Genomic DNA, 17,148 nt, shown 5'->3' with positions numbered 1-17,148 from the left:
TCGGCGGGACGCCCGACGAGACTCACCGTGTGATTGACGTCCAGAACCTGACCAAGCGGTACGGGCAGCACACCGTCGTCGACGGTCTCACCTTCATGGTGCGGCCGGGAACCGTCACCGGCTTCCTGGGCCCCAACGGAGCCGGGAAGTCCACGACGCTGCGGATGGTGCTCGGCCTCACCCGCCCCGACACCGGATCCGCGACGGTGGAAGGCCGCGCCTATCACGAACTGACGTACCCCGCCCGGCATGTCGGTGCCCTGCTGGAGACGTCGGCCCCGCACCGCGGCATGACCGCCGCCAGCCATCTGCTGTGGCTCGCGCAGAGCAACCGGATCGCCCGGAAACGAGTCGGCGAGGTCCTGGAGACGGTCGGCCTCACGGCGGCGGCGCGGCGGCGGATCGGCACGTTCTCCCTCGGTATGGGCCAACGGCTCGGCCTGGCCGCGGCCCTGCTGGGCGATCCGCCGGTCCTGGTGCTCGACGAGCCGGTCAACGGCCTCGACGCGGAGGGCATCCGGTGGCTGCGCGAACTGCTGCGCTCCATGGCCGCTGAGGGCCGGACCGTGCTCGTCTCCAGCCATCTGATGACCGAGATGTCCATGGTCGCGGACCGACTGGTCGTCATCAACCGCGGGCAACTCCTCGCGGAGACCGGTATGTCGGAGTTCATCCAGCGCCACGGCCGGACCTACGTACGGGTGCGGACCCCGGAGCCCCTACGGCTCAACAGTGAGCTGGAGAAGAAGGGAGCCGCGTTGAGGCTCGCACCGGACGGCAGCCTGGAGGTCGACGGCATGCCGGCGGCCGAGATCAGCCGGCTGGCCGCGGCGAGCGGGCTCCCGCTCGAAGAGCTGAGCACCCACACGGCATCCCTTGAGGACACCTTCCTCAAGCTCACCGACAGCGAAGGAAGCAACACCCATGTCTGAGACGGCCGCGGCCATCCGGGCCGAGTTCACCAAGGTGCGCGGAATCCGCGGCACGTTTGTCGCACTGCTCCTGTTCGTCCCCGTCAGCGTCTTCATCGCCGCCCTCGGCGGCTGGTCCGCGAAGGGCGCGATCGAGTCCGACAGCCCCGGGCTCCGTTCCGACTTCACCCCCGAGCAGGCCGGCCTGGACGGCATCCTCTACGGCCAGCTCGCCCTGCTCGTGTTCGGCGTCCTCATCGTCTCCAGCGAGTACGCCTCGGGCATGATGCGCGTCTCGCTGCTCGCCGTGCCCCGGCGAGGCCGGCTCTACGCGGCGAAGATGACCGTCACCGCCCTCGCCGCCGCGGCTGTAGCGGCCCCCGTCATCGTCGTCAGTTACCTGGTCACACAGGTCGCCCTCGGCTCCCACGGCTCCTCGATCGACGCGAACGGCGTCCCGCGCGCCCTGGCCGGCGCGGTGGTCTACCTGATGCTGATGAGCCTGTTCGCGGCAGGTGTGGCCGCGACGGCCCGCAGCGCCGTCCTGCCCCTGGCCGTACTGCTCCCGATGGTGCTCGCCGGAACCCAGATCCTCTCCGTCATCGGAGCGACGAAGGAGGTGGCCCGGTACTTCCCCGACCAGGCGGGCATGCGGATGCTCACCGTCCACTCGCACGACGCGTACACCGGGTTCGCGGTGCTGCTCGTGTGGACGGCGGCGGCGCTGGCCGCCGGCTATCTCCGGCACCGGCGATGGGACGCGTGACGGGACGCGCATGAGGCATCTGTCCCATGCCTGTGGGACATGCCGCCTCATAGGTTCCCAGACAGGTCACGGGCCGAACTGGTCGGCCCGAGCGACCCGACCATCTGGGAGGAAACCATGTCCGCGATCTACGAGCCCCCCGCCCTCCAGGAGATCGGCGACTTCGACGAGCTCACCAAGTGCCTCGGCGTCGGTAGCTGTGACGACTTCGCCGGCTGTGGTTACGCCATCGTCTGCTTCTGGTGATCACACCGGTGCCGGTGCGCTTCGGCGCACCGGCACCGCCCGGGGAACGAGGCGACATGGAATTCACAGTTCTTCCGGACTGCCCCGCCGCTGACCGGTCGGCCGCGGAGCTGAGGGCGACACAGCGGATCGACCACGCGTCGGGACGGCCCTGGATCGTCGGCACCTGGCCCGAGGACGAGGTCACTCTGGTCGAAGCGGGCATGCGCCGGATGGTGCTCCTCGGCCGCACCCGGCTGGACCGGGCGGCAACGACGGCCGCACTCGGCCGGATGCGCTCCCTGCACGACGTGGACACGCTCGCGTCCCGGCTGCCGGGACTCTTCCATCTGGCGGTCTCGATGGACGGCAGGACCCGCGTCCAGGGGTCCGTGGCCGGCGTACGACAGATCTTCACCACCGAGGTCCACAGGGTGACGGTCGCGGCGAGCGGCATGGAACCGCTGCTGCGCCTCACCGGTGCGGGCCTCGACGAGACGGTGCTGGCCGCCCGGCTGCTGGCGCCCGGCGGAGCACCCTGGCCGCTCTCCCTGCGTACCGTCCGTCGGGGCATCGACACGCTCGCCACCGGGCACTGGCTAGAACTGGACACCGACGGCCGGTCACGGCAGAGACGCTGGTGGCGGCTGCCGGAGGCGTCCCTGTCGCTCGCGCAGGGCGCGGAAGCCGTCCGCTCGGCGCTGTCCGAGGCGATCGCCACCCGGGTACGCCCGGACCGGACGATCAGCGCCGACCTGTCCGGCGGCCTGGACTCGACCTCGCTGTGCTTCCTCGCCGACGAGGCGGGCGCCGACCTGGTCACCTATCACGTCATGCCGCTCGACCACGCCAACGAGGACACCGCCTGGGCCCGCAAGGCAGCCGCAATGCTCCCGCAGGCCCGGCACCACATGCTGTCCGCGGACCGTGCCGAGAATCTGTTCGACGTCGGATACACCGCCGACCACACGCACCTGGCCCCGGAAGGTCCCTCGACCTGGGCCTCCGGGCTCGCGCACGTCCGGGACCTGGCGAAACGGGCCACGTCGCAGGGCTCGTCCCTGCACCTGACCGGCTTCGGCGGGGACGAGCTGTTCGGCCGGATGCCTGCCTGCGCCTGGTCCCTCGCCCGCGCGAACCCGGGCAGCGGGCTGAAGCTGGTGAACCGCTACCGGCTCGCCAACCGCTGGTCACTGGGCGCGACCGTACGGGCCCTCGCGGACCGGTCGACGTTCGCGCAGAACCTCACCGCGGTCGCCGCCCGGATCAGCACTCCGCCCGCACGGCTCGACGAACCCGACTTCGGCTGGGTGTTCGCGCCCCGCATGCCCGCCTGGGCGACACCGGACGCCACGGCCGCCGTACGGGAGCTGTTCACCACGGCCGCCACCGAGACACCGGAACCGCTGGACGCCGACCGGGCCCACCACCAGGCGCTGGCTTCGATCGTCTTCGAGGGGAAGACGGTCCGGCAGGTCAACACGGTCGTCGCCGACACGGGCACTGTCTGGGACGCGCCCTTCCTCGACGACCGCGTACTGGAGGCAGCGCTGTCCACCCGGATCGACCAGCGCCTGGCGGCCGGACGGTTCAAGCCCCTGCTGACCTCCGCCGTACGGGGCATCGTGCCCGCCGACATCCTCGACCGCCGTGACAAGGGCGAGTTCAGCGCCGAGGCGTTCCGGGGCCTCGAACGCAACCGGGCCCGGCTCCTGGAGCTCTGCGAGGATTCGCAACTCGCCCGGCTCGGGCTCATCGACCCGGCGGCGTTCCGGTCCGCTGTGCTCAACCCCGGGCCGATGTCCCATCACCTCCACCCGATCGAGACCACCGTGGCGTGCGAGAGCTGGCTCCGGACGCACTCCCAGCCACACCCCCACGACACGGGAGAACGCACGTGAAGCTGAGCCTTGCCCGCGACGTCACCCTCACCTCCGTGGAGACCGGCGCAGTCCTGCTCGACGGGCGCCGGGGCCGCTACTGGCAGTTGAACCAGTCCGGCTCCGCCATCCTGCGCAGACTCCTCGAAGGAGCGACCCCCGACGCCACCGCCGCGAGCCTGTCCGAGGTCGCCCCGGTCAGCGAGGAGCAGGCGCACAAGGACGTGATGGCCCTCATCGAGTCGCTGAGCGCGGCCAACCTCCTGGAGGTGGCGCGGTGACCACCCCCGCCGTCGCGGAACAGGCCCCGCGGCTCCCGCTGCACCGGCAGCTCGCGCCCAGATGCGCGGCCGGCGCGGCCCGTCTGCTGGTCAGGCTGTCTCCGGCCCGGCTGCAACGGGTGCTGCGCGTGATCAGCAAGGGCACCCGGCCCGCCGCGTACGGCGAGGTGGCGCGCGCCCGGCGTTCGGTCGTCTCCGTCAGCACCCGCTGCGCGGGCCTCGGTTGCCTCCAGCGCTCCGTGGCCACCCTCCTGCTCGTCCGGGCCCGGGGCAGGTGGACCGACTGGTGCACCGGGTTCCGCATCCAGCCCTTCGGCGCGCATGCCTGGGTCGAGGTCGACGGACGGCCCGTGGACGAGCCGGGCGAGTTGAGCGTGTTCCGGACCGTCCTGGCGGTGCGGTGCCCCGACCGGAGGAGCCGCTCATGACGGCGATCCGAGCCGAGGGCCTCTACGCGTACTACGGCACCTCGCCGGCGGTCAACGGCCTGAACCTGGAGGTGCCCGAAGGCGTCACGTTCGGCTTCCTGGGCCCGAACGGCGCCGGCAAGACGACCACGATCAGCATGCTGACCACGCTGCTCAAACCCACGGCGGGCCGGGCGGAAGTGGCGGGCTTCGACGTGGCGACCCGGCCCGCCGAGGTCCGCCGCCGGATCGGCATCGTCTTTCAGGAGTCGACGCTCGACATGGACCTCACCGCGGCCGAGAACCTCCGTTTCCAGGCCGACCTGTGCGGGCTCGGCCGGCGCGAGGCACGGACCGCGATCGCCGCGATGCTCGACATGATGGAACTGTCCGAGCGCGGCGACATCCCCGTACAGCGGTTCTCCACCGGCCTTCGGCGCCGTCTGGAGATCGCCCGCGGTCTGCTCGGCTCGCCCCGCGTCCTCTTCCTCGACGAACCGACCACCGGCCTCGATTCGCAGACCCGCGCGGCCGTCTGGGAGCACCTGGACAGACTGCGGCGGGAGCAGGGGATCACGGTCTTCTTCACCACGCACCAGCTGGAGGAGGCCGAGCACTGCGACCGGATCGCGATCATCGACCGGGGCAAGGTGATCACCGAGGGCACGCCTGCGGAGCTGAAGTCCATCATCGGCGCCGACCTCGTCGTCCTGCGCACGGAGGACGACTCCAGCGCCGTGCAAGCGCTGTCCGACCGCTTCGGCCTGACGGCGGAACCCGGACCGGACGGACTGCGCCTGAGGGTGTCGAACGGTGCCACCCTCGTTCCGCGCCTCTGCACCGAACTGGGGCCGAGCGTCCGCTCGGTGACCGTCACCTCACCGACGCTCGACGACGTCTTCCTGCACCACACCGGGTCCGCCATCAGGGAGAACGCGCCGAACGCGCGCACACTCAGCAACATCGGGGAGGGACGACGATGAGCCGGACCGACACGGCGCCGCTCGCACCCACGGACAGGACCACCACCCCCGACAGCCCGCCCGCCGACCGGCGGAGCAACGCATTCAGGCCGTACGCGCTGCTCTGGCGCCGCGAGATGACACGGCTGCGGCACAACCCGGTACGCCTCGCGATGGGCCTGGTGACGCCGTTGCTGTTTCTCGTGGTCCTGGGCACCGGCCTCGACGCCGCGTCCTCCACCCTCGGCAAGGCCCAGCTGAACGACTACCGGGCCTATCTGTTCCCCGGCGTGCTGGTCATGTCCGTACAGGCCCCGGCGATCGCGGTGGGCATCTCCCTCGTGTGGGACCGCAGGCTCGGCGTGCTCCGCCAGATGCTCGTCTCGCCGTTCCCACGCTCCAGCATCGTGCTCGGTCTCGCGCTCGGCGGGGCCACCACGGGCGGGATCTACGGCCTCATGGTCCTGTCGGTCGGGGGCATCGCGAGCATCAGCTACACCCCGATGCTCCTGCTGGTGCTCCTGGAGATGCTGCTCGTCTCGCTGATGTTCACGGCGTTCGGGCTGCTCGCGGCGGTCACGATCAAGCAGGTCGACACCTTCCAGATCGTGGTGAACCTCAGCATGATGCCGCTGATGTTCTTCTCCGGCGCGATGTTCCCGCCGAACGGTCTGCCGGGCTGGCTCGACGCCGTGGTCAAGCTGAACCCGCTCACGTACGGCGTCGACGCGGTCCGCCGCACCCTGCCGGGCCCCGACAGCCTTACCTCGGAACAGACCCGTCTGCTGCTCGGCGACTGGAACCCGCCGGTGCTCGCGGAGCTGGGCCTGCTGGCCGCCATCACGGCCGTGGCGCTGAGCCTGGCCACCTACCGGTTCTCCCGTACGCCGTGAGGGGGAGGGGAGTTCACGCGGTGCATGCCATGAAGGCAGGGGTGCGCAGGTCTTGGGTGGGCATGGCCGCACGGCTCCTCCTGGCGGCGGTCCTGGGCTACGCGGGCCTGGTGAAGATACGGGATCTCACGGAGTCCGGCCGCACGGTCGCCCTCTACCGGATCGTCCCCGACGACTCCGCCCAACTCGTCGGTGGCGTCCTGCCGTTCATCGAGCTGGCGCTCGCCCTGCTCCTGATCGTCGGGCTGGCGACCAGGGCGGTGGCGGTCGCCACCGCGGCCCTGATGGCCATGTACATAGCCGCCATCACCTCGGTATGGGCAAGGGGGCTGTCCATCGACTGCGGCTGCTTCAGCAGTGGGGGCACGCTGACGAGCGGTGCCGAACGCGGCTACGTCATCGACATCGCACGCGACCTGGTCTTCCTCGGCGCGGCAGCCTTCCTGGTCCGGAATCCACGAACCCGGTACGCGCTGGACCGCTGGGTCCTGGACATGAAGGAGTGAGTCAAGGAGTGACGGACATGCAGCCGACCGACGCCATGGTTCGGGAGATGGTGCGGAAGCGGCACCGCCGGCGACGCACCCTGCTGGTGTCGCTCGTGGCCGCCGTCGTGGTGGTCGCCGCCGCGCTCGTCGGCGCCGGTCTCGTCCGGGCGAACAACACCGAGCCCGGCGAGGCACCGGCCCGGGTCCCCGCCGAGGCGACCGACGACAAGGCGGGGCTGGCCGCCTCGACGGGCGCGATACGGATCGACCTCTACCTCGACTACCTCTGCCCCGAATGCCGCAACACGGAGAAGGCCCTGGCCGCCGAACTGGAGACCCTGAAGGCGGCCGGAGACGTCAGCGTCGTCTACCACCCGGTCACCTTCCTCGACGGCCGCAGCAGCCCCGAGGGTTACTCGACCCGGGCGGCGTCGGCGGCGGCCTGCGCGGCGGACCAGGGCAGATTCGAGGAGTACTCCGCGGTGCTGTTCGACCAGCAGCCCCCGGAGGGCGGGCCGGGGCTCAGCGAGGCCCAGCTGATTGCTGCCGGAGAGGAAGCCGGCATCACCGACGAGGGCTTCGCGAAGTGCGTCCAGGAGGCCCGGTACACCCCCTGGGTGACGTACGTCTCCGATGCCGCCGCGTCCCGGAAGGTCGCGCTGACCCCGACGGTCATGGTCGACGGCGACCGCATCGAGGTCACCGGACCGGACGCGGCGGCCTCGCTGACCCGCGCGGTGCGGGAGGCCAGGGGATGACACGGCTGACGGTGGCGCTTTCCGGCGACTGCATGGCGACCAGGGGAGCGCTGATCACGTCCGACCCCGCGGCAGAGGAACTCCGGGAGGTGCTGCGGGCGGCGGACTTCGCCTTCACCAACCTGGAGGTCGTCCCCGCGACCGGACACGGGCACCCCGTACACAACGCGGCGAGCGGCGGCTGCCTGATCGCGGACCCCGCGGTGATCGACGAGATCGGGGCGATGGGCTTCACGGTGCTCGGCTGCGCGAACAACCATGCGCTGGACCTGGGCGTGAACGGCGTACTCGGCACCACGGACCTCCTGAACGCGAAGAGAATCCCCTTCGCGGGGATCGGCGCCGACCTCACCGCCGCACGGCGACCGGTCTACGTCGACCGTCCCGGCGGCAGCCTGGCCCTGATCTCGTGCAGTACGACGTTCCTTCCCGGGCACGAGGCGGCACCCCCCTCACCGGACCTGCCGGGCCGTCCGGGCCTGAACCCCTTGCGGCACCGAGCGACGCTGAAGGTGACACCCGCTCAACTGGACCTGCTCAGGGAGATCGACGGCGAGACAGGGCTGAGGGCCCGCCGGGCCGAGGCTCGCACGCTGCTCGGCTTCGACCCCGCGATGCCCTCACCCGACCGGCTCACCCTGTTCGGCACCCGTTTCCAGGCCGCGGACGCCCCGGGCTTCACCACCACATGCGATCCGAAGGACCTGGACGAGATCTCCCGGTGGGTGACCGAGGCCCGACGCCGAGCGGACCTGGTCATGGTCAGCGTGCACTCCCACGAGCCGGGCCCGACCCCGCGAACGCCGGGCGAGTTCCTGCGCGAATTCGCCCACCGGGTGATCGACGAGGGAGCCGACATGGTGGTCGGACACGGCCCGCACCTCCTCCGGGGCGTCGAGCTCTACCGCAACAAACCGATCTTCTACAGCCTGGGCAACATCGTCAGCCAGATCGACCTCGCGGACCGGATTCCCGCGGAGGACTACGCGAAGGTCACCACGGCCGAACATCCCACCCCGGGCCGCTACTTCGCCGAACTGAGCGCCCACGGCCGCCGCCTCTTCGGCCCGCACCGTCAGTACTGGGAGTCGCTGGTACCGGTGCTCACCTTCGACGACGGCAAGCTGATCGAGGCCCGTCTCCACCCGATAGAACTCGGCTTCGGCCACCCGGTCCACCGCAGGGGCCGCCCGCGCATGGCGGCTCCGGCCGTAGCGAAGGAGATCCTGACGGACTTCGCCGGACTGGCGGAGCTCTACGGAGCGACGGTCGCCGTCGGGGACACGGGGACGGGGGAGCTGGTGGTCAAAGAGCAGCAGGAGAACGGCAGTTGAGCGGCCAGAACTGTTAACATCGCACAGCTCGACAGCCGATGGACAGTATGCAGGGGACGAGGAAAACGGAATGGCGGAGGCGGCGGTCCGGGTCCTGATCGCTGACGACCAGGCCCTGCTGCGCGGCAGCTTCCGCCTCCTCATCGACTCGACCCCCGGAATGAAGGCGATAGCCGAGGCGGAAGACGGCGCCAGAGCGGTGGAACTCGCCCGCGCACTCAAACCGGACGTCGTCCTGATGGACCTCCGCATGCCGGTCATGGACGGTATCGCGGCCACCCGGGAGATCTGCTCCGACCAGACGCTGACGGGTGTGCGTGTCCTGGCCCTGACGATGTTCGACATGGACGAGTACGTCTACCCGGCTCTGCAGGCCGGCGCGAGCGGCTTCATGCTGAAGGACGTCTCACCGTCGGACCTGATCGCCGGCATCCGGGTCATCGCCACGGGCGAGGGCGTGCTGGCCCCCACGGTCACCCGCCGCCTGATCGCGAACTTCTCCCGGACCGACGAAACGACACGGGCGGCCCCGCGGCTGGTCGGCCTCACCAAGCGGGAGCAGGAGGTGCTCGTGCTGATCGCGAACGGCTTGTCGAACGCGGAGATCTCGGGGCAACTGGTGATCAGCCTGCCGACGGTGAAGACCCACGTGAGCAGCCTTCTGGCGAAGCTGCATGCGCGTGATCGTGCTCAGCTGGTCATCATCGCGTACGAGAGCGGGCTGGCGGAGCGGGGAATGCCGACGTGAGGGTCGGGCGGAGAAGGCTGCTGGCCGGGGCCGGACCCGACCTGGAGGGCATGGATCAGCGCGCGTTCACCAGGTGGCTTGCCAGTCGATGACGTAAGGCAGGCAGAGGAAGAACGCGAAGTCTCGCGATGTGGTGACGCTGACTCGCGCGCCGTACGCCGTTGATGGGGAGATGAGCGCCCGACCTGCCGTAACAGAGCCGATTGCGGGGGGAGTTGTCTCGCATCGGGTCGATCCTTGACATGTGGTGCTTTGCCCTGTGTGCCCTGCGATGTGCGACAGGGGCCGGATGTTGCTGTCGGCGTCCGTGAAGTCGATGCGCCAGTTGCAGAGACCGCCGCCGCTCAGCACTCCGACGAAGACGCAGTCGGTACCGGCATCACGGGAACTGGCCCGATCGCTCCGGCCTGTGCACCCGTGGGCGTGGTGAGGGCGAGTGTTCCTGCGGTGACCAGGGTCGTGGTGCGGTGACGTGTGATGGGCGCGCGTGGGCTGACCGCAGGCAGCGCTCGGCGTGGTCCGGATTTGCTCCGCGGACTCACGGCAGGGGTTCGCCCTTCGGGCTGCCCGTCGGATCGCGGGGGTTCGTGTCCGGCGGGTCTGGTCCACGTCCCCGTTGTTGATGCCGCCGTGGCGCAGGGGGTGTTGGTGGCTCAGGTGACGGTCTGGTGAGGTGGGTGTGGCGTGTGTTCGCTTGAGCGATTATCATACGGGTGATGTGTGTCACATTCGCTTTGTTAGTGCGAAGAGTTTGGGGTGCAGGGGGCAAAGTGTCCTAGGAAGGTCGGTTCCTGTTCGGGGATGTCCTCAAGTGCTTTGCTGATGAAGATACTTGGCGATGCGTGGGGACGGTCGGACCGACCGGATGCGGGGGCGGGGCGGCGTGTGCTGTTCGCTGATGCAGATTCACTCTGTGGAGCTTTGGTGACTTCGGCAGGTGAACTCTGTGTTTCTCGTGTGTCGAGAGGGGCCGATCCGGCCCTAGATTTCCCCGCGTAGACCGCGAACGTCGCACATTTCGTCCACGCGTTTGGACAAGGCTCCGGCTGGGGGTTCTGGGTTCGTGTCGGATTTCTTCGACGATGTCTGGTCATGGATAGTCATGGCGACCGCCGAGACATCGTGGCGTGAGTTGATGCCCCTGGGCATCGCCGGCGCCTTCGTCTGGGGCCTGTGGCTCTATCGGGCCGTGCTCTCGCGGTTCGCCAAGCCCGTGGTCAACAACTACCGGACCACCGTGTCCGTGGTGGTGCCCGCCTACCGGGAGGACGCCGGCATCCTGCTGGACTGCCTCGACACCTGGCTGGAGCAGGACCCCACCGAGGTCATCATCGTCCCGGACGTGGAGGACACGGAGGTCCTGCACCGGCTGTCGCAGGTGCGGGACCCGCGGGTCCGGGTGCTGGCGTTCGAGCACCGCGGCAAGCGGTCGGCGCTGGGAGTGGGGATCCGCGCCGCGACGAGCGAGCTCGTGGTGCTCGTGGACTCGGACACCCGTTGGGAGCCGGGGCTGCTGGCCGCCGTTCAGATGCCCTTCGTCGACCCCGAGGTCGGCGGTGTCGGCACCCAGCAGAACGTCTACCAGCGCAGGACCAGCGTCTGGCGGCGTATCGCCGACTGGCTGGTCAACCTCCGCTACTACGACTACGTCCCGGCCATGGGCCGCGCCGGAGCCGTGGCCTGCCTGTCCGGCCGTACGGCGGCCTACCGCCGGGTCGCGATCGAGCCCGTGCTGGAGAACCTGGAGAACGAGTTCTTCCTCGGCCGGCGCTGTGTCGCCGGTGACGACGGGCGGCTGACCTGGCTGGTGCTGGCCTCCGGTTACAAGACCGTGCACCAGTCCTCCGCGCGGGCGATATCGATGTTCCCCTCCTCGTTCCGCGCCTTCGTCAAGCAGCGCGTGCGCTGGAGCCGGAACTCCTACCGCTGCTACCTGACCGCCCTCTACAAGGGCTGGCTCTGGCGGGTCCCCCTGGTCACCAAGATCACCGTGCTGCAGATCCTGCTGACACCCGTGACCATGGGCATGGCGCTCGGCTACCTGCTGTTCAGCCGCCTGGAGCTGACCGGCCGGGGCGTGTTCCTCGTCCTGGTCTGGCTGCTCGTCGGGCGTGGCATCCGCGGCTACTCGCATCTGCGCAAGCACCCGCAGGAGCTGCTGCTGCTGCCGCTGCTCGCCCTCGTCGTCATCATGATCTCGCTGCCGATCAAGCTGTACGCGTTCCTCACGATGAACAAGCAGGGCTGGCTGACCCGTACCAGCGACCGTATCGGTGGAGAGGGACAGGACTCCGCCTCCCTGGGGAGCTCTACGCGGGTCACCGCGTCCACGTGGCCGGAGGTTCAGCAGTCATGACGCGTCACCCGCTTTCCGCCGTCCGGCGGACACTCAGGGGCGCTGTCGTGCTGCCCCTTGCCGCCGGTCTGATACTCGCTTCGTCGGCCGCCTCCCCGGCCGCCGACGGCAACGACAAACCGCGGGTCAACGCCGCCGACGCGGAGAACGAGACCGCGCTCGTGGCCGCCGAGGACCACCGCCTCGACCAGGTCCGCGCGGTGGCCGCCGTCGCCCCCCTGAAGGGCGGTGAGTGGAAGGCGCCGTACCGGCTGGACACCGGCGACGGCTACACCCTGGTCCTCACCGAGCGCAGCAACGCCTACACCGTCTCCGATCTGCTCGAACTGGCTCCGCAGACGTTCGTCCGCCAGCCCGACGGCGCCTACCTCCTGACCGAGAACATCTATCTCAACGCGGGCGCCAAGCTGAAGCTGTCCAACCCGGGCGGACTGACGCTGCGGATGGCCAGCAGCAACAAGGGCTTCGTCAGCATCGTCTCCTTCGGCGGCCGGCTCACCCTGGAGGGCACCCCGCAGGCGCCCCTGCGGATCACCAGCTGGAACGACAAGAAGAACAAGCCGGACAAGGACGTACGGGACGGCCGGGCCTACATCCGCGCCATCGGCGGCCAGTTCTCCATGAAGTACGCCAAGGTCGGCGACCTCGGCTTCTGGAGCGGGCGCACCGGCGGCCTGAGCCTCACCGGCACCGACCGCCCCGACACCGGCAACATCAAGGACTCGACGGTGTCGCCGGGGACGAAGGCGGGCAGCGGCGGCGTCGTGGCGCAGCCCTCCGGCTCGCTGGCCACGCCGGACACCCGGTTCTCCGTGCCGAGCCTCTCCTACGTCTCCGCGGAGATCGGCCACTCCACCCTCACGGGCAACGCCTTCGGGCTGTTCCTCTCCGGCGCCAACGGCGTCAGCATCAGCGACAGCACGGTCCGGCGGAGCCTCGAACACGGCGTGGTCCTGCACCGGTTCGTCACCAACGCCGTGGTCGAGCGGACCGTCTCCAAGGAGAACGGCGGCGACGGGTTCGTGCTGGCCCGGGCCACCGAGCAGGTCCGGGTCAGCGGTTCCACCGCCGAAAGCAACGGCGGCAACGGGTTCACGCTCAGCGGTCGGCCGCTCGCCAGCGGCCCCTCCGCGTCCGGCGAGTCCATCAGCAGCTACGGCTCCAACTCCGTGTCCGACAGCATCGCCACCGACAACGGCCACTACGGCATCGAGATCTTCGGCGGCAAGGACGTCGGGGTGCAGAACAACCGGGTCGAGGGCGGCGACATGGGCATCGTGGCCCGTAAGGACGCCACCAAGGTGGCCATCACCGGGAACCGGCTGACCGGCCAGTCACGGCAGGGCATCTCGGTGCGCGACGGAGTCACCGCCGCGACGATCACCGGCAACATCGTCGAAGGCACCGAGACCGGCATCTACGTCCGGGACTCGGTCGGCGAGATCCGCGGCAACACGATCCAGGACGGCACCAACCACGGGATCACCATGGTCGGCGGGGTCTCGGAGTCGGTCATCACGTACAACGTCATCTCCGGGGTCGGCCCGAGCGCCGTGGACACCACCCGGGCCCACGGGGACATCGCCGTCCGGCAGAACCAGACGTTCGCCTGGCACGACACCAGCTCGTTCTGGGTCAAGTTCCGGCACTACGCGAGCCCGATGACGCTGCTCTGGACGTTCATCCTGCTGCTCATCCTGTTCTCGGCCGTGCTGGGCCGCCGCCAGAGCCGCAAGGGGAACCGTCGCGGCGGACGGCGCCTGGGCGTACACCCCTACGAGGACAAGAAGTCGGTGACCAACAGCGCCTCCGTCGTCGAGGTGCCGCTCCGGCAGACGCCCGAGCGCAGCTGGTTCTCCAAGGACGAGGAGACCGCCGCCCTGCGCGTCCTGGCTCCCCAGTCCGTCCCAGCCGCCCGTCCGCCCCGCTGACGACGCGTTCCCGCCAACCGGAGTTGCCGTTCATGCCTTCCGAACCTCCCACGCCGAACGAACCGTCCGAGCCGAGCGAGCCGCCCACGTCGAGCGAGCCGTCCGAGCCGAGCGCGCCACTCACGTCGGGCGAGGCGCCCACGTCGAGCGAGCCGTCCGAGCCGAACGGGCCGCCCCGGCCGGGCGAGCCCGCCAGGCCGAGCGAACCGCCTCTGCCGAGCGAACCGCCCCGGCCGAGCGTGCCGCCTCAGTCGGGCGAGCCGACCAGACCGATCGCGCAGCCGGCCGGGCTGAGCGGACCGCCCGCCCCCGAGCGCGGGTCCGCCCGGCAGCCGGCCGTCTGGCTGGCGGGAGGTGCGTTCCTGCTTGCCCTTGCGGCGCTCATCGTGGCGGTCACGCGGGACGGCGGCGGCACGGAGCCCGAGGTGACGGCCGGGGCGACCACCGCCGGGCCCAGGGAGTCCGTGGTGTCACCGACCGCGGAGGAGCCCTCGACCCTGCCGACCCGCACGGCCGCTCCCGAACCGGCCCCGACCGAGCACGCCACCAGCGGCTCGGTGCCCGAGGCCGCGGTGACCTGCCCGGCCGCCTCCGTCAAGGTGAGCGACGCCACCACGCTCGAACAGGCCCTCGCCCAGGCGCGACCGGGCGACAGCATCGCCCTGGCCAACGGCGTCTACGCGGGCAACTTCACCGCCGAGGTCTCCGGCACCGCCGAGAAGCCGATCTTCCTGTGCGGCAGTGCCGGAGCGGTCGTCGACGGCGGTGACACGGACGACGGCTACGCCTTCCACCTGGACCGGGTCAGCAACTGGCGGCTGGTGGGCTTCACCGTCCGCAACGCCCAGAAGGGCGTGATGGCGGACGGCACGGTGGGCACCGTCATCCAGGGCCTCACCGTCGAACAGATCGGTGACGAGGCCATCCACCTGCGGAACTTCAGCTCGGACAACATGGTCCGGGACAACACCATCCGCGACACCGGGCTGCGCCGCGAGAAGTACGGCGAGGGCGTCTACATCGGCACGGCCAAGTCCAACTGGTGCACCGTCAGCGACTGCAAGACGGACGCCAGCGACCGCAACGTGGTGCTCGGCAACGACATCAGGGACACGACCGCCGAGTCCATCGACATCAAGGAGGGCACCAGCGACGGCAAGGTCATCGACAACACGTTCGACGGATCGAAGCTGAGCGGCTCCCACAACAACGACTCCTGGGTCGACGTGAAGGGCAACGGCTGGCTGCTCCAGGGCAACACCGGGAGCAACTCCCCGGAGGACGGTTTCCAGACCCACAAGCTCGTCAACGGCTGGGGCACCGGCAACATCTTCAAGGACAACACCGCGAACGTGGACGGGCCCGGCTTCGGCTTCCGCCTCACGTCCGACGGCAACAAAGTCACCTGCGACAACAAGGCGAAGGACGCCGGCGAGGGTCTCGCCAACGTCGACTGCGCCTCCTGACCGCCCCTGCCCCCGCCCTCTCGCTTCGACCTGTCCCGCAACATCCCTGGAGACCACCATGACCTGGTCGGACGACACCGACAGAACCGTGCCCCGCCTCACCGTCATAGGCACCGGCTACCTCGGCGCCACCCACGCCATCTGCATGGCCGTGCTGGGCTTCGACGTCCTCGGTGTGGACGTCGACCCCGTCAAGATCGACCGGCTGAACTCGGGCGAGGTGCCGTTCTTCGAGCCCGGCCTGCCCGAACTGCTCGCCAAGGCCCTCGACAGCGGCCGGCTGCGGTTCACCACGAGCTTCGCGGAGGCCGGGGAGTTCGGCGACGTCCACTTCGTCTGCGTGGGCACGCCCCAGCAGCGGGACTCGTACGCGGCGGACCTGACCTACGTCGACAGCGCGGTCGAGGAACTGTCCCGGCACCTGCGCCGGCGCACGCTCGTGGTCGGCAAGTCCACGGTCCCGGTCGGCACCGCCGCCCGGCTCACGGAGATCGTCCGGCGGACGGCCCCGGCCGGCGCGGACGTCGAACTCGCCTGGAACCCCGAGTTCCTGCGCGAGGGTTACGCCGTCGACGACACGATGCGGCCCGACCGGCTGGTCTTCGGCACCGAGTCGGCGTGGGCCGAGGAGCAGCTGCGTGCCGCCTTCGCCCCGGTGATCGCCCAGGGCACCCCGGTGGTCGTCACCGACCTTCCCACCGCCGAACTGGTCAAGGTCGCCGCCAACTCCTTCCTTGCCACCAAGATCTCGTACATCAACGCCATGGCGGAGGTCTGCGAGGCCACCGGTGCCGATGTGACGGGTCTCGCGGAGGCGCTGGCCTACGACGACCGCATCGGCGGCCGGTTCCTCAAGCCGGGCCTCGGCTTCGGCGGCGGCTGCCTGCCCAAGGACATCCGGGCCTTCAGCCACCGCGCCGAGGAGCTGGGAGTCGGTCAGGCCGTCTCGTTCCTGCGCGAGGTCGACGCCATCAACCAGCGCCGCCGGGCCCGCACGGTGGACCTGGTCCGCGAGCTGGCCGGCGGCGAGCTGGCCGGAGCCAAGGTGACCGCGCTCGGGGCGGCGTTCAAGCCCAACTCCGACGACATCCGTGACGCGCCCGCCCTGGACGTGGCCAGGACCCTGCACCAGGCCGGCGCGCAGGTCACCGTCGTCGACCCGGCGGCCGTCGAGAACGCCCGCCGCGCCTACCCGGACCTGCACTACGGCATGGACGTGCTCACCGCGGCCACCGGGGCCGACGTGGTGGTGCTGCTCACGGAGTGGGCCGAGTTCCGGGAGATCGACCCCGACGCCCTGGGCGCGGTCGTGGCCCGGCGCCGGATCGTCGACGGACGGCACGCCCTCGACCCGGCTCAGTGGCGGGCCGCGGGATGGGACTACCGGGCGCTGGGCCGGCCCTGACCGTCGGGTCCGGAAGCGGAGCCGGGCCGCGGGGGATGCGCATGGGGGACGCGCGTCGCGGTGGTTCCGATCCGGGCGCGCGTGCCGCTCGTGGTGCGCTTCGGGGACGTGCGTCGCGATGGGTCCGTTCAAGGGGCGCCTGTCGCCAGGTGGTGCGATCCGGGACATGCGTTGCCGGGACGCGCGATCCCGGCGGCGCTGTCGCGAGGAGTTGTACTCAAGGGGACGCGTGTCGCGCGGAGTTGTGCTGAAGCCGGCGCGCGTCGTCCGGAGGTGTGCTGAGGGGGCGCGCTTCCTGGTCGGGCGCGCCCCGGGGCGGGCTTCGTGGGACGCGCGC

General features: G+C 70.3%; 16 protein-coding genes. All 16 read left to right on the top strand.

What is annotated here, in order from left to right:
• Positions 1-29 precede the first annotated feature (29 nt).
• Positions 30-932, top strand: coding sequence for an ABC transporter ATP-binding protein (locus ACFU5F_RS23460; RefSeq protein WP_383890498.1), 903 nt, complete (start codon positions 30-32; stop codon positions 930-932).
• Positions 925-1,677, top strand: coding sequence for an ABC transporter permease (locus ACFU5F_RS23455; RefSeq protein ID WP_383890496.1), 753 nt, complete (start codon positions 925-927; stop codon positions 1,675-1,677). Before ACFU5F_RS23460 ends, ACFU5F_RS23455 begins: the two co-directional genes overlap by 8 nt.
• A gap of 117 nt (positions 1,678-1,794) precedes the next feature.
• The gene (locus ACFU5F_RS23450; protein ID WP_272173227.1) at positions 1,795-1,923 is read left to right on the top strand and encodes an aborycin family tricyclic lasso peptide; all 129 of its coding nucleotides are present in this window, start codon (positions 1,795-1,797) and stop codon (positions 1,921-1,923) included.
• 56 nt (positions 1,924-1,979) lie between these two features.
• On the top strand, positions 1,980-3,803 hold the full coding sequence (locus ACFU5F_RS23445) for a lasso peptide isopeptide bond-forming cyclase (protein WP_383890493.1): 1,824 nt from the start codon (positions 1,980-1,982) through the stop codon (positions 3,801-3,803).
• Entirely contained in the window at positions 3,800-4,063 is a 264-nt protein-coding gene (locus tag ACFU5F_RS23440; protein WP_383890490.1) for a lasso peptide biosynthesis PqqD family chaperone, read from the top strand. The genes ACFU5F_RS23445 and ACFU5F_RS23440 overlap by 4 nt, the downstream gene beginning before the upstream one ends.
• The gene (locus ACFU5F_RS23435; RefSeq protein WP_383890487.1) at positions 4,060-4,491 is read left to right on the top strand and encodes a lasso peptide biosynthesis B2 protein; all 432 of its coding nucleotides are present in this window, start codon (positions 4,060-4,062) and stop codon (positions 4,489-4,491) included. Before ACFU5F_RS23440 ends, ACFU5F_RS23435 begins: the two co-directional genes overlap by 4 nt.
• Positions 4,488-5,453, top strand: a complete 966-nt coding sequence (locus ACFU5F_RS23430) for an ATP-binding cassette domain-containing protein (RefSeq protein ID WP_383890485.1) — start codon at positions 4,488-4,490, stop codon at positions 5,451-5,453. Before ACFU5F_RS23435 ends, ACFU5F_RS23430 begins: the two co-directional genes overlap by 4 nt.
• Positions 5,450-6,325, top strand: coding sequence for an ABC transporter permease (locus ACFU5F_RS23425; RefSeq protein WP_383890483.1), 876 nt, complete (start codon positions 5,450-5,452; stop codon positions 6,323-6,325). Before ACFU5F_RS23430 ends, ACFU5F_RS23425 begins: the two co-directional genes overlap by 4 nt.
• Before the next feature lie 62 nt (positions 6,326-6,387).
• Positions 6,388-6,831: a MauE/DoxX family redox-associated membrane protein gene (locus ACFU5F_RS23420; RefSeq protein ID WP_383890481.1), complete on the top strand. Its 444-nt coding sequence runs from the start codon at positions 6,388-6,390 to the stop codon at positions 6,829-6,831.
• Between the two features lie 17 nt (positions 6,832-6,848).
• The gene (locus ACFU5F_RS23415; RefSeq protein WP_383890479.1) at positions 6,849-7,571 is read left to right on the top strand and encodes a DsbA family protein; all 723 of its coding nucleotides are present in this window, start codon (positions 6,849-6,851) and stop codon (positions 7,569-7,571) included.
• Positions 7,568-8,905, top strand: coding sequence for a lasso peptide C-terminal Trp epimerase (gene mslH / locus ACFU5F_RS23410; RefSeq protein ID WP_383890476.1), 1,338 nt, complete (start codon positions 7,568-7,570; stop codon positions 8,903-8,905). Before ACFU5F_RS23415 ends, mslH begins: the two co-directional genes overlap by 4 nt.
• A 70-nt stretch (positions 8,906-8,975) precedes the next feature.
• The gene (locus ACFU5F_RS23405; RefSeq protein WP_383890474.1) at positions 8,976-9,653 is read left to right on the top strand and encodes a response regulator; all 678 of its coding nucleotides are present in this window, start codon (positions 8,976-8,978) and stop codon (positions 9,651-9,653) included.
• A gap of 1,102 nt (positions 9,654-10,755) precedes the next feature.
• Positions 10,756-12,009, top strand: a complete 1,254-nt coding sequence (locus ACFU5F_RS23400; protein WP_383890471.1) for a glycosyltransferase family 2 protein — start codon at positions 10,756-10,758, stop codon at positions 12,007-12,009.
• A gap of 47 nt (positions 12,010-12,056) precedes the next feature.
• Positions 12,057-13,940 (top strand): right-handed parallel beta-helix repeat-containing protein, encoded by a 1,884-nt coding sequence (locus ACFU5F_RS23395; RefSeq protein WP_383890468.1) that lies wholly within the window; start codon positions 12,057-12,059, stop codon positions 13,938-13,940.
• Between the two features lie 32 nt (positions 13,941-13,972).
• On the top strand, positions 13,973-15,406 hold the full coding sequence (locus tag ACFU5F_RS23390) for a right-handed parallel beta-helix repeat-containing protein (RefSeq protein ID WP_383890466.1): 1,434 nt from the start codon (positions 13,973-13,975) through the stop codon (positions 15,404-15,406).
• Between the two features lie 58 nt (positions 15,407-15,464).
• The gene (locus tag ACFU5F_RS23385; protein WP_383890464.1) at positions 15,465-16,811 is read left to right on the top strand and encodes a UDP-glucose dehydrogenase family protein; all 1,347 of its coding nucleotides are present in this window, start codon (positions 15,465-15,467) and stop codon (positions 16,809-16,811) included.
• Positions 16,812-17,148: the final 337 nt, after the last annotated feature.

The sequence above is a fragment of the Streptomyces sp. NPDC057438 genome (assembly GCF_042802995.1).
Taxonomy (GTDB): Bacteria; Actinomycetota; Actinomycetes; order Streptomycetales; family Streptomycetaceae; genus Streptomyces.
Note: the sequence above shows the minus strand (reverse complement) of the source record. Positions and strands in the feature narration are given on the sequence as shown.